This is a genomic window from uncultured Alsobacter sp. (assembly GCF_945952055.1).
GTDB lineage: Bacteria > Pseudomonadota > Alphaproteobacteria > Rhizobiales > Beijerinckiaceae > Alsobacter.
The window spans coordinates 1-23,475 of record NZ_CAMFHB010000020.1 but is presented as its reverse complement, the minus strand read 5'-3'; the positions used below and the strand labels follow the sequence as shown (position 1 = coordinate 23,475).

The 23,475-nt window shown below is 68.6% G+C and carries 22 protein-coding genes and 1 pseudogene; 7 read left to right on the top strand and 16 right to left on the bottom strand.

The features are described 5' to 3' along the window. Positions 1-237: 237 nt before the first annotated feature. The 7 genes from Q0Q47_RS15725 to Q0Q47_RS15695 form a co-directional block, all read right to left on the bottom strand. Positions 238-450 (bottom strand): formate dehydrogenase subunit delta, encoded by a 213-nt coding sequence (locus Q0Q47_RS15725; protein WP_293861711.1) that lies wholly within the window; start codon positions 448-450, stop codon positions 238-240. A 4-nt stretch (positions 451-454) separates the two neighbouring features. Beyond that, on the bottom strand, positions 455-3,313 hold the full coding sequence (gene fdhF / locus Q0Q47_RS15720) for a formate dehydrogenase subunit alpha (RefSeq protein WP_293861708.1): 2,859 nt from the start codon (positions 3,311-3,313) through the stop codon (positions 455-457). 14 nt (positions 3,314-3,327) lie between these two features. After that, the gene (locus tag Q0Q47_RS15715; RefSeq protein WP_293861705.1) at positions 3,328-4,884 is read right to left on the bottom strand and encodes an NADH-ubiquinone oxidoreductase-F iron-sulfur binding region domain-containing protein; all 1,557 of its coding nucleotides are present in this window, start codon (positions 4,882-4,884) and stop codon (positions 3,328-3,330) included. Then, positions 4,881-5,354 (bottom strand): formate dehydrogenase subunit gamma, encoded by a 474-nt coding sequence (locus Q0Q47_RS15710; RefSeq protein WP_293861702.1) that lies wholly within the window; start codon positions 5,352-5,354, stop codon positions 4,881-4,883. The genes Q0Q47_RS15715 and Q0Q47_RS15710 overlap by 4 nt, the downstream gene beginning before the upstream one ends. Positions 5,355-5,486: 132 nt before the next feature. After that, on the bottom strand, positions 5,487-6,383 hold the full coding sequence (locus Q0Q47_RS15705) for a LysR family transcriptional regulator (RefSeq protein WP_293861699.1): 897 nt from the start codon (positions 6,381-6,383) through the stop codon (positions 5,487-5,489). Between the two features lie 86 nt (positions 6,384-6,469). Then, on the bottom strand, positions 6,470-6,922 hold the full coding sequence (gene phaP / locus Q0Q47_RS15700) for a phasin family protein (protein ID WP_293861696.1): 453 nt from the start codon (positions 6,920-6,922) through the stop codon (positions 6,470-6,472). 86 nt (positions 6,923-7,008) lie between these two features. After that, positions 7,009-7,284, bottom strand: coding sequence for a hypothetical protein (locus tag Q0Q47_RS15695; RefSeq protein ID WP_293861693.1), 276 nt, complete (start codon positions 7,282-7,284; stop codon positions 7,009-7,011). Positions 7,285-7,439: 155 nt separating this feature from the next. Here Q0Q47_RS15695 and Q0Q47_RS15690 point away from each other — a divergent pair, with 155 nt between their 5' ends. Genes Q0Q47_RS15690 through Q0Q47_RS15675 form a run of 4 tightly spaced genes read left to right on the top strand, consistent with a single transcriptional unit; the run spans position 7,440 to position 11,710 of the window. Beyond that, the gene (locus Q0Q47_RS15690; RefSeq protein WP_293861690.1) at positions 7,440-8,444 is read left to right on the top strand and encodes a P63C domain-containing protein; all 1,005 of its coding nucleotides are present in this window, start codon (positions 7,440-7,442) and stop codon (positions 8,442-8,444) included. A 36-nt stretch (positions 8,445-8,480) separates the two neighbouring features. After that, complete coding sequence (locus tag Q0Q47_RS15685; protein WP_293861688.1) at positions 8,481-9,395, top strand: pirin family protein; 915 nt, start codon at positions 8,481-8,483, stop codon at positions 9,393-9,395. Positions 9,396-9,406: 11 nt separating this feature from the next. Next, positions 9,407-9,772: a nuclear transport factor 2 family protein gene (locus Q0Q47_RS15680; protein WP_293861685.1), complete on the top strand. Its 366-nt coding sequence runs from the start codon at positions 9,407-9,409 to the stop codon at positions 9,770-9,772. Positions 9,773-9,826: 54 nt separating this feature from the next. Continuing rightward, positions 9,827-11,710: an ABC-F family ATP-binding cassette domain-containing protein gene (locus tag Q0Q47_RS15675; RefSeq protein WP_293861682.1), complete on the top strand. Its 1,884-nt coding sequence runs from the start codon at positions 9,827-9,829 to the stop codon at positions 11,708-11,710. Positions 11,711-11,773: 63 nt separating this feature from the next. Here Q0Q47_RS15675 and Q0Q47_RS15670 read toward each other — a convergent pair whose 3' ends face one another. From Q0Q47_RS15670 to Q0Q47_RS15655, 4 genes are all read right to left on the bottom strand, one after another. Continuing rightward, positions 11,774-12,118: a hypothetical protein gene (locus Q0Q47_RS15670; RefSeq protein WP_293861679.1), complete on the bottom strand. Its 345-nt coding sequence runs from the start codon at positions 12,116-12,118 to the stop codon at positions 11,774-11,776. Positions 12,119-12,159: 41 nt separating this feature from the next. Then, positions 12,160-12,627 carry a DNA polymerase III subunit chi gene (locus Q0Q47_RS15665; RefSeq protein WP_293861676.1) on the bottom strand — a complete coding sequence of 156 codons (468 nt, stop codon included), beginning with the start codon at positions 12,625-12,627 and terminating at the stop codon, positions 12,160-12,162. Between the two features lie 74 nt (positions 12,628-12,701). After that, positions 12,702-13,367, bottom strand: coding sequence for a hypothetical protein (locus tag Q0Q47_RS15660; RefSeq protein ID WP_293861673.1), 666 nt, complete (start codon positions 13,365-13,367; stop codon positions 12,702-12,704). 31 nt (positions 13,368-13,398) lie between these two features. Further along, complete coding sequence (locus Q0Q47_RS15655; RefSeq protein WP_293861670.1) at positions 13,399-14,517, bottom strand: hypothetical protein; 1,119 nt, start codon at positions 14,515-14,517, stop codon at positions 13,399-13,401. 180 nt (positions 14,518-14,697) lie between these two features. On the opposite strand from Q0Q47_RS15655, the gene Q0Q47_RS15650 reads away from it, so the two are divergent. Continuing rightward, the gene (locus Q0Q47_RS15650; RefSeq protein WP_293861667.1) at positions 14,698-15,627 is read left to right on the top strand and encodes a rhodanese-like domain-containing protein; all 930 of its coding nucleotides are present in this window, start codon (positions 14,698-14,700) and stop codon (positions 15,625-15,627) included. 11 nt (positions 15,628-15,638) lie between these two features. After that, positions 15,639-18,407 carry a clostripain-related cysteine peptidase gene (locus tag Q0Q47_RS15645; protein WP_293861664.1) on the top strand — a complete coding sequence of 923 codons (2,769 nt, stop codon included), beginning with the start codon at positions 15,639-15,641 and terminating at the stop codon, positions 18,405-18,407. Positions 18,408-18,443: 36 nt separating this feature from the next. Here the strand turns inward: Q0Q47_RS15645 and Q0Q47_RS15640 are convergent, their stop codons facing one another. Genes Q0Q47_RS15640 through Q0Q47_RS15630 form a run of 3 tightly spaced genes read right to left on the bottom strand, consistent with a single transcriptional unit; the run spans position 18,444 to position 22,143 of the window. Then, positions 18,444-20,660 (bottom strand): methyl-accepting chemotaxis protein, encoded by a 2,217-nt coding sequence (locus Q0Q47_RS15640; RefSeq protein WP_293861661.1) that lies wholly within the window; start codon positions 20,658-20,660, stop codon positions 18,444-18,446. Between the two features lie 53 nt (positions 20,661-20,713). After that, positions 20,714-21,040, bottom strand: a complete 327-nt coding sequence (locus tag Q0Q47_RS15635) for a plastocyanin/azurin family copper-binding protein (RefSeq protein WP_293861658.1) — start codon at positions 21,038-21,040, stop codon at positions 20,714-20,716. Positions 21,041-21,081: 41 nt separating this feature from the next. Continuing rightward, a complete protein-coding gene (locus Q0Q47_RS15630; RefSeq protein ID WP_293861655.1) occupies positions 21,082-22,143 on the bottom strand; it encodes a cytochrome c peroxidase in 1,062 nt (353 codons plus the stop codon). A 382-nt stretch (positions 22,144-22,525) separates the two neighbouring features. On the opposite strand from Q0Q47_RS15630, the gene Q0Q47_RS15625 reads away from it, so the two are divergent. After that, positions 22,526-22,732: a hypothetical protein gene (locus Q0Q47_RS15625; RefSeq protein ID WP_293861652.1), complete on the top strand. Its 207-nt coding sequence runs from the start codon at positions 22,526-22,528 to the stop codon at positions 22,730-22,732. 34 nt (positions 22,733-22,766) lie between these two features. Here the strand turns inward: Q0Q47_RS15625 and Q0Q47_RS15620 are convergent, their stop codons facing one another. Next, the gene (locus tag Q0Q47_RS15620) at positions 22,767-22,892 is read right to left on the bottom strand and encodes a hypothetical protein (protein ID WP_293861649.1); all 126 of its coding nucleotides are present in this window, start codon (positions 22,890-22,892) and stop codon (positions 22,767-22,769) included. Between the two features lie 11 nt (positions 22,893-22,903). After that, positions 22,904-23,475, bottom strand: a pseudogene (locus tag Q0Q47_RS15615) (leucyl aminopeptidase); the annotation flags it as partial.

The window sequence follows — 23,475 nt, the reverse complement described above, 5'->3', positions numbered from 1 at the left end:
CTGCTCGGGGCCGGTGAATCTATCCTAGCCACCATCTCCCTCATCCTGAGCCGGCCGCAAAGCGGCCGAGTCGAAGGACGCAGACTGGTTCAGCGGCCCTCTTGTGCGTCCTTCGACTCACGGCCCTGCGGGCCGTGGCTCAGGATGAGGGGCGTGGGAGCTGTTTGGAGAAAGGTTCACAAGCTCTGAGCCGCCGCCGACGCCGGCGTGTCGAAGGACGCAGAACGGTTCGGCCGCTCAAACCCTCTCCCGCTCCACCAGCGCCCTGACGACCAGCGGGTCGAACCCGCCCTCCCCGCGTTCGCAGGCGGCGCGCGCCGTCTCGCGCATCTTCGGCGTCCAGAACTGGCGGACGTGGTCGCGGATGCTCGCGACCGCCTGCTCCTCCGGGTAGGAGCGGAAGAAGGCGGCGATCTGGTTGCCCATGCGGGCGAGCTTGGCGGTGTCCATCGCCCTACTCCGCGGCGTCGAGAGCCGGGCCGATGCGCCGCAGCGCCTCGTCCTCCTGCTCGAAGCGGAGCTGCCAGTCCGAGGGGCGGTTGGTCCGGCGCACCTGGACGGCCGTAACCTTGTACTCAGGGCAGTTCGTGGCCCAGTCGGAGAATTCCGTCGTGATGACGTTGGCGCCGCTCTTGGCGTGGTGGAAGGTCGTGTAGACGACGCCCGGCTGCATGCGCTCGCTGATTACGGCATGGAGCGCGATGTCTCCCGAGCGACTGGCGACCGAGACGAGGTCCCCCTCCACGATGCCGCGCTGCTCGGCGTCGAAGGGATGGATCTCCAGCACGTCCTCTTCATGCCAGCGGCTGTTCGCGGTACGCCGGGTCTGCGCCCCGACATTGTACTGCGACAGGATGCGGCCCGTGGTCAGGATCAGCGGGAAGCGCGGCCCCGTCCTCTCCTCGGTGGCCACGAACTCGGTGATCATGAACTTGCCCTTGCCGCGCACGAAGCGGTCGACATGCATGATCGGCGTACCCTCGGGCGCCGCCGCGTTGCAGGGCCACTGCACGGAGCCCTTCTCCTCGAGCAGCGCGTAGGAGACGCCGGCGAAACTGGGCGTCAGCGCTGCGATCTCGTCCATGATCTCAGACGGGTGGCCGTAGTGCATGGGAACGCCGAGCGCCTCGGCGAAGGCGATGGTGACCTCCCAGTCCGCCATGCCGCCGAGCGGCGCCATCACCTTGCGCACGCGGTTGATGCGGCGCTCGGCATTGGTGAAGGTGCCGTCCTTCTCCAGGAAGGAGGACCCCGGCAGGAAGACGTGCGCGTATTTCGCCGTCTCGTTCAGGAAGATGTCCTGGATGACGACGCATTCCATCGCCTCCAGGCCCGCGACCACGTGCTGCGTGTCGGGATCGGACTGCACGATGTCCTCGCCCTGGATGTAGATCCCCTTGAACGTGCCGGCGACGGCCTCGTCCAGCATGTTGGGGATGCGCATCCCGGGATCGGACGACAGCGTCACGCCCCACAGCGCCTCGAAGCTCTCGCGCGTCGCATCGTCCGAGACGTGGCGGTAGCCAGGCAGCTCGTGCGGGAACGAGCCCATGTCGCAGGAGCCCTGCACGTTGTTCTGGCCGCGCAGCGGGTTCACGCCCACGCCCTCGCGCCCGATGTTGCCGGTCGCCATGGCCAGGTTGGCCATCGCCATGACCATGGTCGAGCCCTGGCTGTGCTCGGTGACGCCGAGACCGTAGTAGATCGCCCCGTTGCCGCCCGTCGCGTAGAGCCGCGCGGCGGCGCGCACCTCGGCGGCCGGCACGCCCGTCACCGCCTCTGTCGCCTCGGGCGAATGCCGGTCCTCCGCCACGAAACGCGCCCAACTCTCGAAGTCGCCGAGGTCGCAGCGCTCGCGGACGTAGCGCTCGTCCACCAGCCCCTCGGTGACGATGACGTGGGCGATGGCGTTCATCAGCGCCACGTTCGTCCCGGGCACCAGCTGCAGGTGGTGCTCGGCCCTCACGTGCGGGCCCTTCACGAGGTCGATCCGGCGCGGATCGGCGACGATGAGCTTCGCCCCCTGTCGCAGCCGCTTCTTCAGCCGCGAGGCGAAGACCGGGTGCCCGTCCGTGGGATTGGCGCCGATCACCAGGACGACGTCGGCCTTGGCGACCGACTTGAAATCCTGCGTGCCGGCCGACGTGCCGAACGTCGTCTTGAGGCCGTAGCCCGTGGGCGAATGGCAGACGCGGGCGCAGGTGTCGACGTTGTTGTTGCCGAAGCCGGCGCGGATGAGTTTCTGGACGAGGTAGGTCTCCTCGTTGGTGCAGCGCGAGGAGGTGATGCCGCCGATGGCGTCCTTGCCGTACTGCGCCTGGATGCGCCGGAACTCGGAGGCGGCGCGGCCGAGCGCCTCCTGCCAGGAGACCTCCCGCCACGGATCGGTGATCCGGTCGCGAACCATCGGCCTGGTGATGCGGTCCTTGTGCGTGGCGTAGCCCCACGCGAACCGGCCCTTCACGCAGGAATGTCCTTCGTTGGCCTTGCCGCCCTTGGACGGGACCATGCGGACCAGCGTGTCGCCCTGCATCTCGGCGCGGAACGAGCAGCCGACGCCGCAATAGGCGCAGGTGGTCACCACCGCGCGTTCCGGCTGTCCCTTCTCGATGACGGTGTTCTCGACCAGAGTCGCCGTCGGGCAGGCCTGCACGCAAGCCCCGCAGGACACGCATTCGGAGCCGAAGAAGTCGGTGCCGCCCGGCGAGACCCGGCTGTCGAAGCCCCGCCCCTCGATGGTCAGCGCGAAGGTGCCCTGCACCTCTTCGCAGGCCCGGACGCAGCGGTTGCAGACGATGCACTTCGACGGGTCGTAGGTGAAATAGGGGTTCGAGGTGTCCTTCGGCAGGAAGCGGTCGGACGCGGGGGCGACGTGGTTCTCGCCCTCCCCGTACCGCACCTCGCGCAGGCCCACCGCCCCCGCCATGTCCTGCAGCTCGCAGTCGCCGTTGGAGGCGCAGGTCAGGCAGTCGAGCGGATGGTCGGAGATGTAGAGCTCCATCACGCCCTTGCGCAGCTTGGCGAGCTTGGGCGTGTGGGTGTGGACGACCATGCCGTCCTCGGACGGCGTCGTGCAGGACGCGGGCGTGCCGCGCCGGCCCTCGATCTCGACGAGACAGAGCCGGCACGAGCCGAAGGGCTCCAGCATGTCGGTCGCGCAGAGCTTGGGGATCTTGGTGCCCATCGTCATGGCCGCGGCCATGACGGACGTCCCGGCCGGCACGCTGACGCTCTGCCCGTCGATGGTGAGGGTCACGGTCTGCGCGGCCACGCGGATGGGGGTCCCGGTGTCCAGTTCCTTCATCAGGCCCATGGCGTCCTCCCGCTCTATTCGGCGGCGGCCGGCAGCGATCCGCCGCGGCCGAAGTCTTCGGGGAAATGGCGGATGGCGCTCAGCACAGGCAGCGGCGTGAGCCCGCCCATGGCGCAGAGCGACCCGTCCGTCATCAGCTCGCAGAGGTCCTCGACGAGCGCGAGATGGGCGGCCGGGCTCTCGCCGGCGATCACCCGGTCCATCGTCTCGCGCCCGCGCACCGCGCCGATGCGGCAGGGCGTGCACTTGCCGCAGGACTCCACGGCGCAGAAGTCGAAGGCGAAGCGCGCCTGGGCGGCCATGTCGACCGTGTCGTCGAACACGACGATGCCACCATGCCCCAGCATGCCCTTGGCCGCGGCCAGCGCCTCGTAGTCGAGCGGCAGGTCGAGCATGGTGGCCGGAAAGTAAGCGCCGAGCGGCCCGCCGACCTGGACGGCGCGGATGGGCCGGCTTGACCGGGTGCCGCCACCGAAATCCTCGACGATCTGGCGCAGCGTCACCCCGAAGGCGAGTTCCACGAGGCCACCGCGCGCGACGTTGCCGGCGAGTTGCACGGGCATGGTGCCGCGCGACCGGCCCATGCCGTAGTCGGCATAGGCCTTCGCCCCATGCGCGAGGATCCACGGCACCGCGGCGAAGGAGAGCACGTTGTTGACCAGCGTCGGCCGGCCGAAAAGGCCCTGGAGCGCCGGGATCGGCGGCTTGGCGCGCACCACGCCGCGCTTGCCCTCCAGGCTTTCGAGCAGCGCCGTCTCCTCGCCGCAGATATAGGCCCCGGCCCCGAGCCGCGCCTCGAGGCGGAACGTCTTGCCGCTGCCCATGACGTCGTCGCCGAGGATCCCGGCCTGCTCGGCCACCCGAATGGCTTCGTTCAGCGTGGCGAAGGCGTGAGGGTATTCCGAGCGCAGGTAGATGAAGCCCTTCGTCGCGCCCACCGCCAGGCCGGCGATGGCCATGCCTTCGATGAGTGTGAACGGATCGCCCTCGATGAGAATGCGATCGGCGAAGGTGCCACTGTCGCCCTCGTCGGCGTTGCAGACCACGTATTTGCGGTCCGCCGACGCGGTCCGGACCGTGTTCCACTTGATCCCGGTCGGAAAGCCGGCTCCGCCGCGGCCGCGCAGCCCGGAGGCCTTGACCGCCTCGACCATGTCGGCCGGCGCGAGGGCGATCGCCTTTTCCAGGCCGGCGAGCCCGCCGTTCGCGCGATAGTCCGCGAGCGAGAGCGGATCGACGACGCCGCAGCGCGCAAAGGTGAGCCGCTGCTGGCGCGCCAGCCAGGGAATGCCATCCGGGTTTCCGAGCCGCAGGGCATGGGCGCCGCCGTCGAGCAGGCCCGCCTCCAGGAGCCCGGCGACGTCGCGCGGCGCGACCGGACCGTAGGCCACCCGTCCCGCGGCGGTCTCCACCTCCACGAGCGGTTCCAGCCACACGGCCCCGCGCGATCCGGTGCGCACGATCTCGATGACGTGCCCGAGCCTGGCCGCCGCGTCGGCGAGCGCCCGGGCGACGCGATCGGCGCCGAGCGCGAGGGCGGCGGCATCCTTCGGGACGAAGATGCGGGTCACGGCGCGTGCTCCTCGATCGTCGCGAGCACCGCGTCAGCGTCGGCGCGCCCCACCGGGACGCCGTCCACCAGGGCGGCGGGCCCGCAGGCACACAGCCCGAGGCAATAGACCGGCTCGACCGTGAGAGCGCCGTCGGCGGTTGTGCCATGCCAGTCGATGCCGAGGCGCGAGAGCAGGTCGGCGGCGGCCTGCTCCCCGCCCACGGACTGGCAGGCCTCGGCGCGGCAGATCTTGACGACGTGGCGGCCGGCGGGAGCGCGGCGGAAGTCGTGGTAGAACGTCAGGCAACCATGCACCTCGGCCCGGGACAGGGCGAGTGCGTCGGCGACCAGGGGGACCGCGGCGTCGGGAACATGGCCGAAGGCGTCCTGGAGGGCATGCAGGATCGGGAGCGTCGCTCCTTCCAGCCCGGACAGTCCCGCGATGATCTCGCTGGCCCGTGCGGCATTCCACGGCTCGGGCCGCTGCATGGTTTCCGTCCCTTTCGACGCTTGTACGCCCCTGCACGGAAGCAAAGTCCCGCAACGGGTTCAATCAAGCGGCGCCGTGGGTTGACAAACGGTGTCTGTCAAGCCGGCTGGACAGAGAGGTGGGCGCGAGGGTTAGCTGGCCTTGAATTCGGCCGCGAGCGCACGCGCCTGCGCCACCAGGGCCGACACCATGAGCAGGGGCGGTTCGCGTTCGGGGACGACGAGGCCGATCTTGTAGGACACGTCTGGCTCGACGATGGGGATGGCCCGAACGATCGCGTCCAGGCCGAGGGTCTCGGCGAGGACCGCCGGCATGACGCTCGCCCACTCGCCCGTGCGCACATGGGTCATGAGCACGATCATGGAGTTGGACTCCAGCGTCGGCGCGGGCTCGGCGCCAGCGGCCCGCAAATGCTGGTCGATGATGCGCCGGTTCTGCATGTCGGGCGTGAGCAGGCACAGCGGCACGTCGGCGAGTTCGGCCCACGTCACCGACGCCCGGTCGCCGAGGACGCCGTTGGGGGCCGTCAGCAGGCGGTAGCTCTCGGCGTAGAGGGGGATCGTGGTGACACGGCCGACAGGCTCGTTGTCGACATAGGTCAGGCCCGCGTCGATCTCGAGGTTCTTCAGCGCTTCGAGGATCTCCACGGAGGTCTGCGAGCGGATCGAGAAGCGCACCCCGGGGTGCCTGCGCCGGTAGGGCGTCGTCAGCCGCGCCACCATGGGCAGGGCGGTGGGGATCGCGGCCAGCCGCAGATGCCCGGTGAGGCCGCGCTTGAGCGATCCGATTTCCTGGAGCAGCGCCCGGTTGTCGGCGACGATGCGGCGCGCATAGGCCAGGACGCGTTCTCCCTCGGGCGTGAAGCCCTGGAAGCGCGATCCGCGCTGCACCAGGAGCACGCCGAGGCGCTCCTCCAGGTGCTTGATCCCGGCCGACAGCGTCTGCTGGGTCACGCCGCAGGTTTCCGCGGCGCGGCCGAAGTGATGCTCGGCGGCAAGCGCCAGCAGGTACTCGAACTTGTCGATCACGCCGGCTCGCCCCCGTGAGGCGCGGAGCGGCCCCGTGCCGCCCCCCGTCCCTGTTTAGGGGCGCGCCGGGAGGCGATCAATCCGGTTCAGGCGGCCCGCTCCATGCCGGCCTGGGCCGCGGAGGTGACGGTGTCCCCGGCCGAACGGGCCGAGCGGAGCACGACCTCGGCCAGGCGCCGCTGCGCCTCCATGGCGCGGTCGAGGCTCTGCTTGGCGAAGGCGGCCTGGGCGGCCATCAGTTCGGGCATGGTCCGGCAGGAGGCAAGCGTGCTCATCCCGTCCATGTGATGGCGCCAGCCGTCCTCGACGATCGAGGCCATCTCACGCGACACGTCCTGGAACGTCGACGCCAGCGCGATGCTCGCGTCGGACACTGCGCCGAACCCCCGCAGGGAGTCCTGGGCGAATGTCGAGGTCTGCTCCGCCATGCGGGACACGCCCTCGCCGATCGCCTCGGCGCCGGCGCTCGTGTCGGCGATGCCCGCGCGCTCCTCGGCGCGATGGATCCCCGTGCGAAACTTCTGCTTGTCGTCTGCCATGGTTTCCCCTTTCGAGGTGAGTCCGCCCTCGCTTGTGCGAGAGCCCATGCTGCAACGCAGCACGACCGCGATCGTTCCGCAGCGGTTCAGCCGCGGCGCTCGCGTGCCAGGCGCTCGATCATCTCGGCGATGGCCGTCCAGTGGAAGCGCAGGGCCGTCATCCCGTCGTCGGTCAGGCCGAAGGCCGGCAGCGCCCAGTCGTCGTTGGCGGCATCGCCCCGCTGGGCCAGCCCGAGACGCCGCAGACGCTCGTAGACCTGGAGCGTCCGCGAATCCTGCGGCGTGACGCCGCCCGAGGCGAGCGCCACGAGCGCCAGCACGTCGCGCTCCTCGATGAACTCGCCGGGCAGGATCTCGAACATGGACGACTCCAGAGGACAGGAGTGCCCAGTTAGCTCGTAGATGCGGCGGGCGAAAGGCAATTGCTCATTGAGGCGGGTTGTCCGAGGAGATGCTTGCACACTCAATTTGCAAGCATTATGCTTGCAGGAGTCGTTTGCTAGCATGGGAGTATTGGATGAGCGATTTGCATGACGTGAAGGCCAAAGCCGCACGTGCCCGCGCCGAGTCTCTATCCGGGCAACGAAGGAAGGAGATTGCTCGCAAGGCTGCTGATGCAAGATGGAATAGAGCGGTACCTGAAGCCATCTTCGGATCAGCGGAAAAGCCGCTGATTATCGGCGAGACTAGAATTCAAGCCTACGTCTTAGATGACGAGACTCGGGTACTCACGCAAGCTAGCTTCCTCGAAGCAATTGGCAGGCATCGTAAAGCCAACGTTCGGAGCGAAGGGGGGGACGAGAGAATACCTGCTATTCTACAGGGCAAGGCGATTAACCCGTTTATTCCTCAGGAATTGTTTGAAAAAAGCAGACCAGTTCAGTTTAGATTAGATTCCGGAGGCATGGCTAGCGGGTATAGAGCAGAAATTCTGCCGATGGTTTGCGAGGTTTATCTAAAGGCAAGAGACGCTGGCGTTCTCCCGTCAAACCAAAAGCACGTTGCTGTTCAGGCGGATATACTCATTCGCGCTTTGGCTCACGTGGGAATCATTGCTCTCGTTGATGAGGCTACAGGATACCAAGAAGTTCGGGCCCGTCGTGCCCTAAATGATATCCTTGAGCGGTTTATATCTGAAGAGCTGCGAAAGTGGGCTAAAACTTTTCCCGACGAGTTTTACAAGCAGATGTTTCGGCTGCGAGGGTGGGATTTCAGGGCGAGTTCGATACTTCAGAGACCAGGAGTTGTTGGTAGGTATACCAACGATATCGTGTACGAGCGGCTCGCTCCAGGCGTTCTCGAAGAATTGAAGCGTAAAAATCCCCGGATGCCATCTGGCCAACGTAAGCATAAACACTTTCAATGGCTAACAGAAGATGTTGGCGACCCTCGACTACGGGAACACCTGGCTTCTATAATCACGTTGATGCGGGCTTCATCGGACTGGAATCATTTCAAGAGAATGATCGATAGGGCACTGCCCCGGTACGGCCATACGGGAGAATTACCTTTAGATGATTGAGTCAGCAATGATCAGCCTTCGTTGACAGGACCCGCCATGACCCAGTTCAACACCGGCCCGCTCGACCCCGCCGACGACCACGATGCCCCCGCCGTCGAGACCGTCATCGTGCCGCGCGCCCGCGACCTCGGCGGGTTCGAGGTGCGCCGCGCGCTGCCCTCGGCGCGCCGCCAGATGGTCGGACCGTTCATCTTCTGGGACCAGATGGGGCCGTCGGTGTTCAAGGCCGGTACGGGCATCGACGTGCGGCCCCATCCCCATATCGGGCTCGCCACGCTGACCTACCTGTTCGAGGGCCAGATCCTGCATCGCGACAGCCTGGGGGTCGTGCAGGCCATCGACCCCGGCGAGGTGAACTGGATGACGGCCGGGCGCGGCATCGTCCATTCGGAGCGCACGGCGCCCGAGGTCCGGCAAACCGAAGCCAAACTGTTCGGCATCCAGTCCTGGATCGCCCTGCCCGAGCGCCACGAGGAGACCGATCCGGGCTTCGCCCACCTGTCGGCCGCGGACCTGCCGACGCTCTCGGCGGAAGGCAAGCAGGTGCGCCTGATCGCGGGGTCCCTGTGGGGCGAGACGTCGCCGGTGCGCACCTTCAGCGAGATGGTCTACGCCGACGCGGCGCTGCAGGCGGGGGCGAAGCTGCCCATTGCTGCCGAACACCAGGAACGCGCCATCTACGTCGCACAGGGCTCGATCGCCGTCGGCGGCGAGGTGCACGAACCGGCCCGCCTTCTGGTCCTCAACCCCGGCGAGCCGGTCACCGTGACCGCCGTCACCGACTGCCGCATCATGATCTTCGGCGGGGAGCCCATGGATGGGCCGCGCTACGTGTGGTGGAATTTCGTCTCCCGCTCCAAGGATCGCATCGAGCAGGCCAAGGCCGACTGGCGGGCCGGCCGGTTCGAGGTCGTGCCCGGCGAAAGCGAGTTCATTCCCCTGCCGGAGTGAGGATGGGTCCAGTGACGGACGATGAGGCGCGCGCCTTCGCGCAGGAGTGGATCGAAGCCTGGAACAGCCACGACCTCGAGCGGATCCTTGCGCACTACGCCGACGAGATCGTCTTCCTGTCGCCGATTGCCCGGCAAAGGGTGGGGAGCGGCCGCCTGATCGGCATTCCCGCCCTGCGCTCCTACTGGGGCGCTGGCCTGCAAGCCCAACCGAACCTCACGTTCGAGCTCCTCGAGGTGCTGCGCGGGCATGAATGCGTGACCCTTCTCTACCGGAACCACAAGGGCCAGACCGTGGCAGAAACGGCCGAGTTCGGGCCGTCCGGCAAGATCGTCCGGTCGTTCGCCTGCTACACGGCTCCACAACGCACGCCCTGACGGCAGAGCCCCTCCCCGCTTGCACGCGGCGCGGCCGTTTGCGACAAGCCCGCCATGCTTCACGTCAACGACCTCACCTATCGCCTGGGCGCCCGGACGCTGTTCGACAAGGCGACCGTCGCCATTCCCACGGGCGCGCGGGTCGGTTTCGTCGCCCGCAACGGCACGGGCAAGACCACGCTCTTCCGCATCATCCGCGGCGAACTCTCCCCCGAGAGCGGCTCGGTGATGATCGGGCGCGGCCTGAAGATCGGTTCGGTCGCGCAGGAAGCCCCGGGTGGGCCGGAGACGCTGGCGGAGGTGGTGCTGGCCGCCGACACGGAACGCGCCGCGCTCCTGGCCGAGGCCGAGACGGCGACGGATCCGAACCGCATCGCCGAGATCCAGGTGCGCCTGACGGACATCGGCGCCCATGCGGCGCCATCGCGGGCCGCCTCCATCCTCTACGGCCTCGGGTTCGACGAGGAGGCCCAGCAGCGGCCCTGCTCGTCGTTTTCGGGCGGATGGCGCATGCGCGTGGCGCTCGCGGCGGTGCTGTTCGCCGAGCCCGACCTCCTGCTGCTCGACGAGCCGACCAACTACCTCGACCTCGAGGGCACGCTCTGGCTGATGGAGTATCTCGCGCGCTACCCGCACACGGTGCTCGTGATCAGCCACGACCGCGATCTCCTGAACCAGTCCGTCGACAGCATCCTGCACCTCGACCAGGGCAAGCTCTCGCTGTACCGCGGCGGCTACGACCAGTTCGAGCGCCAGCGCGCCGAGCAGCAGGCGCTGCAGCTCAAGCTCAAGAAGAAGCAGGAGGACGAGCGGCGCCACCTGCAGGCCTTCGTCGACCGCTTCAAGGCCAAGGCATCCAAGGCCAAGCAGGCCCAGTCGCGCGTCAAGCGGCTGGAGAAGATGCAGGTCATCGCGGCCATCGTCGACCAGGACGTGCTGCCCTTCGACTTCCCCTCGCCCGAGCGGCCGTTGTCGCCTCCGATCGTGGCCATGGAGGGCGCCACCGTCGGCTATGGCGACACGCCCGTCCTGAGCCGCCTGTCGCTCTCCATCGCGGACGATGACCGGATCGGTTTGCTGGGGTCGAACGGCAACGGCAAGTCGACCTTCGCCAAGCTCGTGGCGGGTCGGCTCGGCGCCATGTCCGGCGTCGTGCGCCGGTCGCAGAAGCTGCAGGTCGCCTATTTCGCCCAGCACCAGCTCGACGAGCTGAACCCCGCCGGGACGCCCTACCGCCACGTGGCCGACCTCATGCCGGACGGGACCGAGGCGAAGGTCCGCGCTCGCTGTGCCCAGATGGGCTTCCCCGGCGCCAAGGCCGACACGCCGGTGTCGAGTCTTTCGGGCGGCGAGAAGGCCCGCCTTCTGATGGGCCTGGCCACCTTCGGCGGCCCGCACCTGCTCATCCTCGACGAACCGACGAACCACCTCGACATCGACTCGCGTTCCGCCCTGATGGAGGCGATCAACGACTATGGCGGGGCCGTCATCCTGATCTCCCACGACCGCTTCCTGCTCGAAGCCTGCGCCGACCGGCTCTGGCTGGTGGCGGGCGGGACGGTGAAGCCGTTCGACGACGACCTCGACGCCTACCGTCGCTTTGTGCTCGAAGGCCCGGAGGACGCGAGCCGCACGAGCGCCAAGGGCGATGACCAGAAGTCGTCCCAGGCCGAGCAGCGCCGCGAGTCGGCCGAGCGGCGCGCCTCCCTCACGCCGCTGCGCAAGAAGATCGAGGCGCTCGAAGCCCGTATGGCGAAGTTCTCGGACCTGATCGCCCGCGTCGACGGCGTGCTCGGCGATCCCGCGACGTTCGAGAAGGACCCGGTGAAGGCCAGCCAGCTCTCGGCCCAGCGCGCCGACCTGGAGCGCAGCCTCATGGCCGCCGAGGAAGAGTGGCTGGAACTCTCGACCGAATACGAAACGGCGCTGGCGGGCTGACGCGCGACGACGCCTCGAAGGGCGCTCTCCCTGCCCTGCCGGGAGCGAGACCCGCGCCGGACCTCAGCGAATGACGCGCACCAGGCGGTTGTTGGTGAACAGGAACACGGTCTTTCCGGTCGGCTCCATGTAGAGCATCGTGGTTTCGCGCTTGGCGGCCGAGCTGGCGCCCGTCTGGACGCTCAGGGGCGGCCCCTTGGCGGCCACCAGCTCGCATTCCGTGAGGCCGAGGAGCCCGTCGCCCTCGCGGCCGCGGAACGTGGCGGGATCGATGCTGAGGTCGGCGGTGCACCGCCCGTCCTCACCCACCAGGGCCTCGCTTGTCGCCACGCGGGCCGTGGCGCTGCGATCGTTGACGAAGCCGCCGATCTCCATCGCGCAGCCTCCGGCCACAAACGGAAGCGCCATCGCCGCCACCAGGGCGAAACGCCGCCCACCACTCCGTACCGTCACGCCTTCTTCTCCCAGCGCCCCGTGTCGTCCTGCTGCCAGTAGGTCGGCTTCGCGCCGGCCTGCCGCAGCGCCGCCCAGGCGGCGCGCGCCGAGGCGAGTGCCACATCGTCATGTCCGTCGAACAGCAGCACGAGGCGCCGATACTCGGAGATTGTGGCGGGAACGGGCGCCCCTTCCACGAGAAAGCGAACCGTGGCCGCGTTGGGGTTCGCGTCGGTGGTCGTCAGCACGATCGGTTCGTCGCCGATTCCCTGCTCGCGGTCGGTGGCGTGGGGCAGGAAGCTCTCGTCCGCATAGGTCCACAGGTGGTCGTCGAGCGCGGCCACGCGCTCCGCGGTCACCGCCTGCACGACCACCCGCCAGCCGCGCTGCAGGCTGCGTTCCAGCAGCTGCGGCAGCACGGCGTCCAAGGGCTGGCGCTGCAGGTGGTAGAAGAGGATCTCTGTCCCTGTCGCTTCGCTCATCGCTCGGGCTGTCGGTCGCGGGCCGAGGTGCCCGGTTCCGCCTGCTTAGCCGATGTCGCCCGGCGACGCACCTCTCACCGGCGCGGACCCATGGGATACCAGTATCCGTTGGGCATCATCACGTAGTAGTTGCCCAGATTGTCCATCTGGTAGACGTGCCCGGTGTTCGGATCGGTCGTGGGCACGTTGGGCTGGATGTGCTGCAACACCTGGTTGGTGCCGGTCTGCGGATTGAAGTAGGTGCTGTTGCCCATCAGCTGATGGCCGAACTCGTTCTGGTTGGCGCTGAAGCCGTTCTGCCACTGGCCGATGGCCTGGCCACTCTGCTGCTCCGCCTCGCGCAGGCGCATCAGCGCCGCCATCTCGGCCGCGTTGTTGCGGATTTCCGTCTGGTTGAAATAGGCGATGCCTTCCGGCGAAAAACCGCGTGTGGCCGCGTAGTAGTAGGCGAAGGTCTCGTAGTTCATCCGACCGCCATAGGTCAGGTAGCGCCTGTACTTGGCCGCGCAATCGGGGTTGGCCATGGTCTGCTGGACGATGACAGCGGTATTTTGCTGCATCTGCTGCTGCAGCATCTGCTCCTTCTGCATCATCTGGTTCAGCATGGCGCCATAGTCGGGGCCGATGTTCCAGCCGTTGTAGTAGGTCTGCGCCGCGGCGGGGCCCGCGCCAAGACAGGCTGCGAGCGCCATGGCCGCCAGGGCGACCGCCGTCCGGAGAGATTGTCCTTGCGAAGTCACGCGCCGCCTCCTTGCCCTTGCCCGAACCAAGCTACCGTTGTGGCTGTATTTCCGTCCATTGCCCCGGCATCATCGCGGCCGGCGTGTAGCCGGGCGACGACGACAGCACGTAGTCGCCGAGGCCATTGCTCCAGGCGGACGCGTAGCCGGCAGGGAGTTCCACGGAGCCACCCGTGGGTTCGACGTAGCTCTGGACCCCGCGCAGCGACTGGCTGAAGGCGAGCGCCGTACGATCCTGGCTCTCCTGCGTGCGCCACCAGGACTGCATCCTTGCCTCGCCGATCTCCTGCATCGCGTCCCGCCAGATGTTGGCTCGGTCGACGGCGCCTTTGAGCTGAGCCTGCGCAACGGCGATCAGCACCTTTCCCGCGGCCATCTGCCAGGCGGGATTGATGCGGACGGACCGCAGCATCGCCGACAGCACCGGCTCGGATGCATCGAGCTGCCCGGCGGGCGCACGAAAGGCAAAGGACACCGACATGACGCTGTCGAGCGCCGTGGCCGAACCGATCGCACCTTGCATCGCCAGGCTGGCGGAGGGCACGGGATGAGCCATGACGGTGAGGCCGCCGACGAGCCACTCCTCGGACCCGCCCGTTCGCAGCCGAAGGCGGGCCGCGTCGGACCACAGCTGCGCCTGGGCCCCGTAGAGCCCCACCTCCCCTTGCCGCGCCCGAAACAACTCCGCGGCGAGCGCGGCATCGCCGCGCGCCTCGAGCACCTCGGCTCCGGGCCTGAAGGCCGGCAGGTAGATCTGCCGGAGGGCGTCGATCGCATTCATCGCGGGCCGAGCCGGACAGGCCGTTCCCGCGGCGGCCATGCGTTGCGCGACCTCATTGGCGAGCTGATCGGTGCTCCACGTCCATGTCTGGGTGGGGAAGAATTCGAGCGCGTAGCTCCCGTCGGGGGATTCAACCGCGGCGTGGGTGACGATCATGTGAAGGGGGCAAGGCGCGGTCTGCCAGGCAATGCCACCGCGCACCGACCACCCGGCGGGTGCAAGGAGAGCGAAAGCGGCGACGGAGCTCTGGAATCCAGCCGGATCGGCGATCTCCACGCGCCTCAGATGCAGCGCGGGCGCTTGTGCGACCGCCGTCGCGTCCGCTCCGGCCAGCAGGCCGAGCGACAAGAGCAAGGCGCGTCCCAGCAAGGCCGAGATCCCCCAGGGCAGATGACCCATTCATCGCCGACGAAGTGACTTGTGTAAACGAATAGTAGCATTAATCTCGTCTTAACCTGCACCGCAAAGTTGCGGCATCCAAGGTTTCAACGCCGACGGGAGTGGACGAACATGCCGGGTTTGCGCGTGCGTGATGCCTTTGCAGCCTGCATGCTTGTGACTGTCCTGGGCGCCGCGCCGGGCCTGGCGCAGATGCAGGTCCCGCCGTTCCCGCAGCCTTCGCCTGGAGCGGGCAACGGCTACGGCCAGCCCGGTCCCGGCACCTATGGCCAACCCGGGATGCAGCAACCCGGAATGCCGCAGCCCAACTACCAGGCCGGCGGAGGCTTCCAGCAGCCCGGCGGCGGCTACGGCCAACCGTCTCCCTATGGCCAAGCCCCGCAATACGGCCAGCCATCGCCCTATGGGCAACCTTCACCCTACGGGCAGCAGCCGGGCGGCGGCTACCCGAGCGCCGGCGGCTATCCCTCCGGCGGTGGTGGCATGCCGGGTGGCTTCCAGCAACCCGGCGGCGGGTTCCAGCAACCGGGCGGCTTCCCTAGCGGCCCGCCCCAGCAGCCCGGTGGCGGCACGCAGGTGGCGGGTCTCCCGCCCGGGATCAACGCTCAGCTCCTCCAGAACCTCTCGATGCAGGAGAAGCAGGACTACGGCGTCGGCCCGACGAGCCAGCTTCACCAGGGCGCCATGCACGGCCCCACGCCGTCGAGCATTCCCGGCGCCCGCGTCATCGACACCCTCAACCTCATCGCCCTGGCCAGCGTCCAGCCGCCGAGCCCGATGATCGTCCTGGATGCCCTGGGCGGGCAGCAGAAGCTGCCGGGCGCCATTCCCGCCTCGTTCGCCGCCCAGGCCGGAAGCTTCAACGACCAGGCACAGCAGCAGCTGGTCCGCATCCTCCAGCAGGTCTCGCAGGGCAACACCAGCATCCCGGTGATCGTCTACTGCTCCGACCCGAACTGCTGGATGTCCTACAACGTGTCGCTGCGCGCGGTGAACGCCGGCTTCCGGAACGTCTTCTGGTACCGCGGGGGCCTGTGGGCCTGGCAGCAGGCCGGATTGCCGCTGCAACCTCAGCAGTGAGGACGACCGCCATGGCCCGGGTCGTCTGCAAGGCCCTTTTCGGGGTCGCCCTCCTCGTCCTCGCGATGGCGGGCACGGCGGCGAACGCCGCCGGACCGGCCCGCTGGACGATTTTCGTCTACATGGCCGCCGACAACGACCTGGCGCGCTTCGCGGTCGACGACCTCATCGAGATGCAGAACGGCCTTCCGGCGGAGGGCGTGGAGGTGATCGTCTTCGCCGATCTCGGCAAGACGAGGCTCGGCTGGACCGGCGCGCGGCTTCTGCGCGTTCGGCCGAGCGCCGACAAGACCAACGTCGGCGCCGAGGTGCTGGCGGAGATCGGCCCGGTGCATTCGGGCGACCCGGCCATGCTGTCGCGCACCATGGCGGACGCGTTCAGGCGCTTCCCGGCGGAGAAGCACGGCGTCGTGCTCTGGAACCACGGCGGCGGCTGGTCCGCGATGCTGCTGGATTTCGACATTCCCGGCCGGCAGGGCGACCGCCAGGGCATGTCGATCGTCCAAGCCGCCGACGCCATCCGCAAGGGCCTGCCCGCGGCCAATGTGGGGCGTCTGGATCTTCTGGGGCTCGACATGTGCCTGATGGGCCAGCTCGAGACGGTCGCGGAGACCCACGACATCGCCCGTGTGCTCGTGGCCTCCCAGGCCATCGAGCCCGGCACCGGCTGGGCCTACGACCGCTTCCTGCGCGCCTTCCAGCGCCCCGACGCCCCCACGCGCGACATCGCCACCGCGATCGTCGACGGGTTCTCCGCCTTCAACCAGGAGAAGGGCGAGCAGGTCTCCACCCTGTCGGCGGTGGACCTCGACAAGGCGGACGCGCTGCTGCGGCGGTTCGACGGCGTGCTGAAGGTTCTCGAGCCCCAGATCCCGCAGGCCTGGGGGCCGACCGCCCAGTCGCTCTTCTGGGCCGAGACCTTCGCCGTGCAGGGCCGCGTCGACGACCTGTCCAGCGGCACGAGCGCGCTGGCCAGCGTCGACATCGTCGACAGCTTCTCGCGCATGGAAGCCAACCTGAAGAACCGCGGCGACATCGGCGCGGAACTCGCCGCGTTCCGTACGGCCGTGCAGGATGCCGTCATCGCCAACAAGGCGATCAACCAGACGCAGCGCGCCAAGGGCCTGTCGATCTATGCGCCACTGCGCGAGGACAACCTGTCCAAGGCCTATGGCGAGACGCGCCTCGCCCGGGACACGCGCTGGCTGGCCTTTCTCCAGCAGATCCACCGGCAGCAGGCCGACGCGCCACCGCCGGAGGTGACGGCGCTGAGCGTCGTGAACGTGCTGACGAACCAGGCCGTCAACAAGGGCGCCTTCGGAGACCCCCTGGTCGTCAAGGCGGAGATGAAGGGCGAAAACGTCCTGTACGCCACCGGCCAGGTCTCTCGCCGCGACGCCAAGCTCGACCGCACCCTGATCCTGTCGATCGGCTTCATGCTCGACACCGAATTGGCGCGGGAGCGGCTCAAGGAGGCCCGCGACTATGCCGACCTGCTCGTGCCCCAGTACACGCCCGAAGGCTCGAAGCTGACCCTCGATGCCTCGGGGCTGACGTTCCTCGTCGCCAGCGGCGACCAGATGGTCGAGGCGACGCTCGATTCCACGACGCTGGGCGAGAAAGCGGTTCCCCGGTCGACGGCGCGCGCCGTGATCGAGCGGCAGGGCGTGGGCCGCGCGGACGCCATCGTGCAGTTCAATCCGGGAAACCTGACCGCCGACCTCGTCGTCGTGCTGCTCGACGGGGACAACGGGCGCAAGATCCAGCGCACGGTCGATCCGGAGCCGAACGACCTCTTCACGTTCATGGTGCTCGCCCAGCGCCCGGACGGCAGCCGCGAATGGCTGCCGGCAGGCCCGCCGATGCCCTGGGGCAAGACGCCGCCCAAGCTCATCGCCGACCTCGCCCGCCCCGGCGACTACTACATCTCGGTCAGGCCGGAGGGCATCGCCGGGCCGGGCAAGCCGCAGCACTACCCGGTCTCCCTGACTTACCCCAACGACACCGTCCTGACGCTGCTCAGCGGCGGCCGCGCGCTGCGCCCGGCCAACCTGACCGGCGACTGGGCGGACGCCTCCGGCAAGCCCTGGCTCCGGCTGGGCCAGCCCGACGCGGACGGCCTGGTGCCGGCCCGGCTGCTGCAGGCGGGGACCGAGGAGGAACTGGCCCGGCGCGGGCTCAAGCTCTACGCCCAGCTCGAAACGCGCCGCATGCCGATCCTGACCCTCGTCGTGCGCGACCAGAAGGGGCGCCAGGAGACGATCGAGGGGGCCATCGTCATGGCTCGGCCGGGCGACCCGAACCGGCTCATCATGCGCACCTTCCTGGGCCAGAAGGGAGACGCGCGCGGCCAGCTCGCGGAGATGGTGCGGGTGGGCGTCAATCCGGCGCCGCCCGTCGTCGGGCCGACGCCATCGCCCCAGCCGATGCCCCCGCCCGCGCCGGCCCCGCAGACCGGCGGCGAGGCGGCGATGCTGAGCGGCGCGTGGCAGGGAACGGCCCAGGACGGATCCCAGATCGCCCTCTCGCTGTTCCCGAACGGGCGCTTCGAGGAGTACCGGCGCTGGCCGAACGGCTTCACGCTGGCGACGGCCGGCCAGTGGGCCGCCCGCGGCCGCGTGGTGATGTACCAGGTGCAGCAGGCCAACCCGCCCAGCGTCTGCAATGCGCAGGGCCAATGCCAGTCCGTCGATACGAGCGTCCAGCAGATCCCCTACGAGCTGCGCGACAACGGCCGCGTGCTGGCCACCGCGTCGTCGTTGCTGCAGCGGGTGCGCTGAGGCCAGGGCCCCGGCGTCACCCCCGCCCCGCCGCCTTCAGGCGGCGGACCGGCGCAGGGACTGGCGCGACGCGGCGCGCTTCTCGCCGCTTCCCGTGCGGAACGCCGCGACGAGCTCGTTCAGCTGGTTGATCTGCTGGGACAGCGCCGTGGCCGAGGCCGCGCTCTCCTCGGCGAGGGCGGCGTTCTGCTGCGTCATCCCGTCCATGTCGGACATCGACTGGCTCATCTCGTCGATGCCGTTGGCCTGCTCGCCGGCGGCCGTGGCGATCTCGGCGACGGTGGCGGCGACGTTCTGCGAGGCCTTCACGATCTCCCCGAGCGTCGCCCCGGTCGACTGCACCAGCTCGACGCCCTCGCGGACGAGCTGCGCCGACGACTGGATGACCTGGGTGATGTCCTTGGCCGCCTCGGACGAGCGCTGGGCCAGCGTGCGCACCTCGGAGGCGACGACCGCGAAGCCCTTGCCGGCATCGCCCGCCCGCGCCGCCTCGACGGCCGCGTTCAGCGCCAGGAGGTTGGTCTGGAAGGCGATCTCGTCGATGACCGAGGTGATCTGCGAGATCTTGCCGGACGCGGCCTCGATCCGGGCCATGGCCTCGATCGCGGCGGTGACGATGTCGCCGCCCTTGGCCGCCTTCTTCGTGGCGTCCTCCGACAGCGACACCACGTTGCGCGAATTGGCGGCGGTAGCCTTGATGGAGGCGGCCAGCTCCTCGATGGTCGCGGCGGTCTCCTCGAGGGAGGCCGACTGCTGCTCGGTGCGCATGGAGAGGTCCTGCGCCCCGCCGCCGATCTCCGCGGCGGAGGCCGTCGCGTGGTCGGCCGCCGACTTGATCGTCTCGATGGTCTGGGCGAGCCGGGCCAGCGTGCCGTTCACGGCGTCGGCGAGCACCTTGAAGCGCCCGGAATAGCCGCGGTCGATTCCCCGCGTCAGGTTGCCTTCGGCGATGGCGCCGAGCGCGGCCGTCAGATCGTCGGTGAGCGTCTCGACCACCGAGCCGATCTCGTTCACCGCCGACGCCACGTCGCGCAGCATCCCGCTCTTGCCGTCAAGCGAGACGCGGCTGGAGAAGTCTCCGCTCATCGCGGCCGCGGCCATGGCCGTCGTCACCTCGCTGAGCTCGCGCTCGGCGGCGAGGCGCTGCGTCGAGTCGGTGATCTCGACGACGACGCCCAGGCGTTCGCCCGTGGCATCGACGACGGGACTGGCGACCACGTCGAGCGTGCGCGATCCGATGGTGAAGCGGGCACGCTCGGAGGCCTGCACGGCATCGAGGGCGGACCGAGCATCGCTGCGCCCCTGCGGCAGGACGTCGTCGAGCCGCGATCCGACCACAGCCTCGGCACTGAAGCTCGGGGCCGCGGACCGGAAGTCGCTCGCGTGCTCCCGGAACAGGCGCTCGGCGGCCTGGTTGGCATAGACCACCCGGCCCTGCGTGTCGGCGGCGAGCACGTTGGTGCTCGATCCGTCGAGCGCCGAACGGATGCGGGCGGCCGTGACGGCGGTTTCGTGGATGGCGATGAAGGAGCGCGCGAGATCGCCGATCTCGTCGCGTCGACGGACGGCGGACAGCGCCACCGATTCGCCGCGCAGCATCTTCTCGACGCCGCGGCGCATCAGGACGATCGGCGAACCGAGGACCCGGGCGAACAGCAGAGCGAGGAGCAGGCCGACGCCCGCCACCGCCGCGGCGCTCCAGGTGAGCAGGGACTGCGACGACCGGATCTGTCCTTCGGCCGCCGTGCGGAACTCGAAGCCGCGCGCCGCCACGACCTGGACCAGATCGTCGATGCGATCGCCGACGGCCTTGGCCTTCGCGTCGAGCACCCAGGGAGCCGGTAGGGCCGTGGCGCCCCCCTTCCCCGGATCGAGCATGAGGTGCACGCTCTTCAGCCAGTCGTCGAGGCTGGCCTTGGTCGCGCCGATGGCCTGCCGGACGTCGTCGCCGCCCGCCCGCTCCGTGACGACGGAAAGGTCGCCGCGCAGATCGTCGACCGAACGGTCCAGGTTGGCGAGCGCCGTCTTGGCCGAGGCATCGGAGCGCGCCAGGTCCCTGGACAGGGCCGCGACCGCGGCATTGAACGTCGCCTGCGCCGAGCGGGCGTGGCTGATGCTCATGAGCGGCTGGTCGTAGACCTGGACCACCATGGTGCCGAGGCTCGTCACGCGCTGCACCGCGAAGGCGGCAAGGGCGGCGGTCAGGGCGACGAGAATGCCGAAGCCCAGGATGAGCTTGATCCGGATGGGCATTGATGAACCTCGGAAGGACGCGGCAGGGAGCGCGAAGGATCTCGGCGGAGACGTCAGTCGACCGTGACCGTCATCTTCATGCGGGGATGGATGGCGCAGATCACCTGGACGGACCCGGCCTTGTCGAACTTGACGGGCATCGCGGTTCCCGGGGCGACGCTGCCGAGGTTGAATTCGTTGCCGGCGGACGTCGACATCACGTTGTGGGGGACCGTGTCGTCGTTGACGAACACGACGGCCTCGCCGGTCTTCACCTTCAGGGCCTCGACCGAGAAGACCCGGCCCTTCTGGTGGACGGACTGGTCGGCAGCGACGGCGGCAACGGCCGAGACGCCGCCGAACACGGCGAAGGCATAGCAAAAGGTGGAGAAGCGCTTCATGGGTTGCCTCGGGAGTGGAATGTCGTCTTGGAAGGAGACGGTCAGCGGGGCTGGATCGGCTGGGCGATGACGTCCGACGAGCCGGACAGGGTCTTGAGGAAGGCGACCAGGTCGGCCTTCTCCTCGACCGTGAGGCCCAGCGGCTTGATGAGGTCGGAGCGGCTCGGCCGGGCGACCCCGCCCGTGTCGTAGTGCTCGACGACGGCCTCGAGCGTGGCCATCGAGCCGTCATGCATGAAGGGGCTGCGGCGGCTGATGTCGCGCAGGCCAGGCGTCTTGAAGGCCTGGCGCATCTTCACCGCGACGCCCAGGAAGGCGCCGCGTCCGATGTCGGCGTCCGGCAGCCCGATGTCGTGGAAGCTGTCGTCGGTGAAGTTCCAGCCGACGTGGCAGGTGTTGCACTGGGCCTTGCCGTTGAAGAGCGCGAAGCCGCGCTGCGCGCTGGCCGAGATGGCCTTGGCGTCCCCGTCGATCCAGCTGTCGAACGGAGCCCACCCCGAGATGGCGGTGCGCTCGAAGGTGGCGATCGCCTTGCCGATCCCCGCGGGCGTGATGCCCTCGCCGGGGAACGCGGCCTCGAAGAGGGTCTTGTACTCGGTGATGGAGTTCAGCCGCTCGAGCAGCTTCTCGATCGGCATGTTCATCTCGACCGCCGCCTGGATGGGGCCGAGCGCCTGTTCCTCCAGGCTCGGCGCGCGGCCGTCCCACATGAAGATCAGGCCCCAGGCGGCGTTGACGATGGTCGGCGAACGACGCTTGAGCTCCTTCATGCCGTCCCCGACGCCCTTGGCGAGGCCGTCGCCCCAGCCATAGCCGGGATTGTGGCAGGAGGCGCAGGACTGGGCTCCCGACCCCGACAGCCGGGTGTCGTAGTAGAGCGTCTTGCCGAGTTTCAGCTTCTCCGGCGTGAACGGGTTGCTGGCGGGAAACGGGATCTCCGCCGGGCGCCGGTACTCGTCCTTGAGGCTCTCGGCCGAGCCCTTCTGGGGCGCGGGAACCGGGACCGTGATGGGGGCACCGATGGTGGCGGCGGCGAATGTCTGCGATCCGGCCAGAGCAGCGGCTGCAATCGACGCAAGACACGCGAGTGCTGCGCTGCGCAACACTGGACCGCGAAAGACGATATTCGGCACGAGAGCCCCCAGGTACTAAACCTCTGCGTGCAAAGACTGGGGGCTGTCCCTTTTCTGAAGTGTTTCGCGTTCGGAAACACCGCCGGTTGCGTGATTCTGTCCGTAACGGCAGGTTAATTTCGAGCGTCCGCGACCGTTTGACGTGCTAAAATTGATAATAAGCAAGCAGTCTCAAAGCAAATTCCATCTTCGAGTTTTACGAAGGCCACTTGTAAAACTGGTGGGAAACCCTCAGGTCCAGGGTCGGGGGTTGTGCGAACGCAGTCCTACCAACTAGCGGCGGGGGCCCCTCTCCCCCACTTCGGGGGAACGGAACGCCCGTCCCATGGACGGGCTCGGGCAAGAGACGACCATGACCACAGTGACGACGCGACCGGGACCCGCATCCTCCGGCCGGAACGAAGACGCCGATGCGATCCACGATGGGGCTGGCCCGACGCGGCAGGACGCAGCGCAGGACAAGACCTGGGGCAAGGCGCTCGACGACGAGGAGTTCGCGCTGGCCGTGCGCCGCGTGCTGGCGACGCCGGCCACCCGATCGGGCCGGCGAACACCCTGACGACGACCCGCGATGACGGACCGGCCCGCAGCCTCTAGCGCGTGAGGGCGTGCCAGACCTCCTGCAGCGTCATGCCCGAGGGCACGCCGACAAGGCCCCTGCTGATGATCAGCACGGCCACCAGGGTCAGGAACAGGATCTGCGTCCGGCGGGAGCCCATGCGTCTTGCAGTCAGCCCTCGTAGTGATCGGCCACGAGCCGTTCCAGGAGCCGCACGCCCCAGCCCGACGACCAGCTGCGGTTGACGTCGCTCGCGGGCGAGCCCATGGCGGTGCCGGCGATGTCCAGGTGCGCCCACGGGGTGTCGTTGACGAACCGCTTGAGGAACTGCGCGGCCGTGATGGAGCCCGCGTGCCGCCCGCCGGAGTTCTTCACGTCCGCGAACTTGCTGTCGATGATCTTGTCGTAGCCGGGGCTGAGAGGCAGGCGCCACACGCCCTCCCCCGTCGCCTTGCCGGCCGCCGCCAGGCGCTCGGAGAGTTCGTCGTCGTTCGAGAACAGGCCGGCGTTCTCCTGACCGAGCGCCACGATGATGGCGCCGGTCAGCGTCGCCAGGTTGACCATGAAGGCCGGCTTGAAACGGTCCTGCACGTACCAGAGCACGTCGGCCAGCACGAGGCGGCCTTCCGCGTCGGTGTTGATGATCTCGATGGTCTGGCCCGACAGCGACGTCACGATGTCGCCGGGTCGCTGGGCGTTGCCGTCGGGCATGTTCTCGACGAGACCGATCGCGCCGATGGCGT

Bases quoted from the DNA above. Each gene is read 5' to 3' on its own strand.
- Q0Q47_RS15725 (WP_293861711.1), bottom strand. From the start codon at position 450: ATGGACACCGCCAAGCTCGCCCGCATGGGCAACCAGATCGCCGCCTTC.
- fdhF (WP_293861708.1), bottom strand. From the start codon at position 3,313: ATGGGCCTGATGAAGGAACTGGACACCGGGACCCCCATCCGCGTGGCC.
- Q0Q47_RS15710 (WP_293861702.1), bottom strand. From the start codon at position 5,354: ATGCAGCGGCCCGAGCCGTGGAATGCCGCACGGGCCAGCGAGATCATC.
- phaP (WP_293861696.1), bottom strand. From the start codon at position 6,922: ATGGCAGACGACAAGCAGAAGTTTCGCACGGGGATCCATCGCGCCGAG.
- Q0Q47_RS15695 (WP_293861693.1), bottom strand. From the start codon at position 7,284: ATGTTCGAGATCCTGCCCGGCGAGTTCATCGAGGAGCGCGACGTGCTG.
- Q0Q47_RS15690 (WP_293861690.1), top strand. From the start codon at position 7,440: ATGAGCGATTTGCATGACGTGAAGGCCAAAGCCGCACGTGCCCGCGCC.
- Q0Q47_RS15685 (WP_293861688.1), top strand. From the start codon at position 8,481: ATGACCCAGTTCAACACCGGCCCGCTCGACCCCGCCGACGACCACGAT.
- Q0Q47_RS15675 (WP_293861682.1), top strand. From the start codon at position 9,827: ATGCTTCACGTCAACGACCTCACCTATCGCCTGGGCGCCCGGACGCTG.
- Q0Q47_RS15670 (WP_293861679.1), bottom strand. From the start codon at position 12,118: ATGGCGCTTCCGTTTGTGGCCGGAGGCTGCGCGATGGAGATCGGCGGC.
- Q0Q47_RS15665 (WP_293861676.1), bottom strand. From the start codon at position 12,627: ATGAGCGAAGCGACAGGGACAGAGATCCTCTTCTACCACCTGCAGCGC.
- Q0Q47_RS15650 (WP_293861667.1), top strand. From the start codon at position 14,698: ATGCTTGTGACTGTCCTGGGCGCCGCGCCGGGCCTGGCGCAGATGCAG.
- Q0Q47_RS15645 (WP_293861664.1), top strand. From the start codon at position 15,639: ATGGCCCGGGTCGTCTGCAAGGCCCTTTTCGGGGTCGCCCTCCTCGTC.
- Q0Q47_RS15640 (WP_293861661.1), bottom strand. From the start codon at position 20,660: ATGCCCATCCGGATCAAGCTCATCCTGGGCTTCGGCATTCTCGTCGCC.
- Q0Q47_RS15635 (WP_293861658.1), bottom strand. From the start codon at position 21,040: ATGAAGCGCTTCTCCACCTTTTGCTATGCCTTCGCCGTGTTCGGCGGC.
- Q0Q47_RS15625 (WP_293861652.1), top strand. From the start codon at position 22,526: ATGACCACAGTGACGACGCGACCGGGACCCGCATCCTCCGGCCGGAAC.
- Q0Q47_RS15620 (WP_293861649.1), bottom strand. From the start codon at position 22,892: ATGGGCTCCCGCCGGACGCAGATCCTGTTCCTGACCCTGGTGGCCGTG.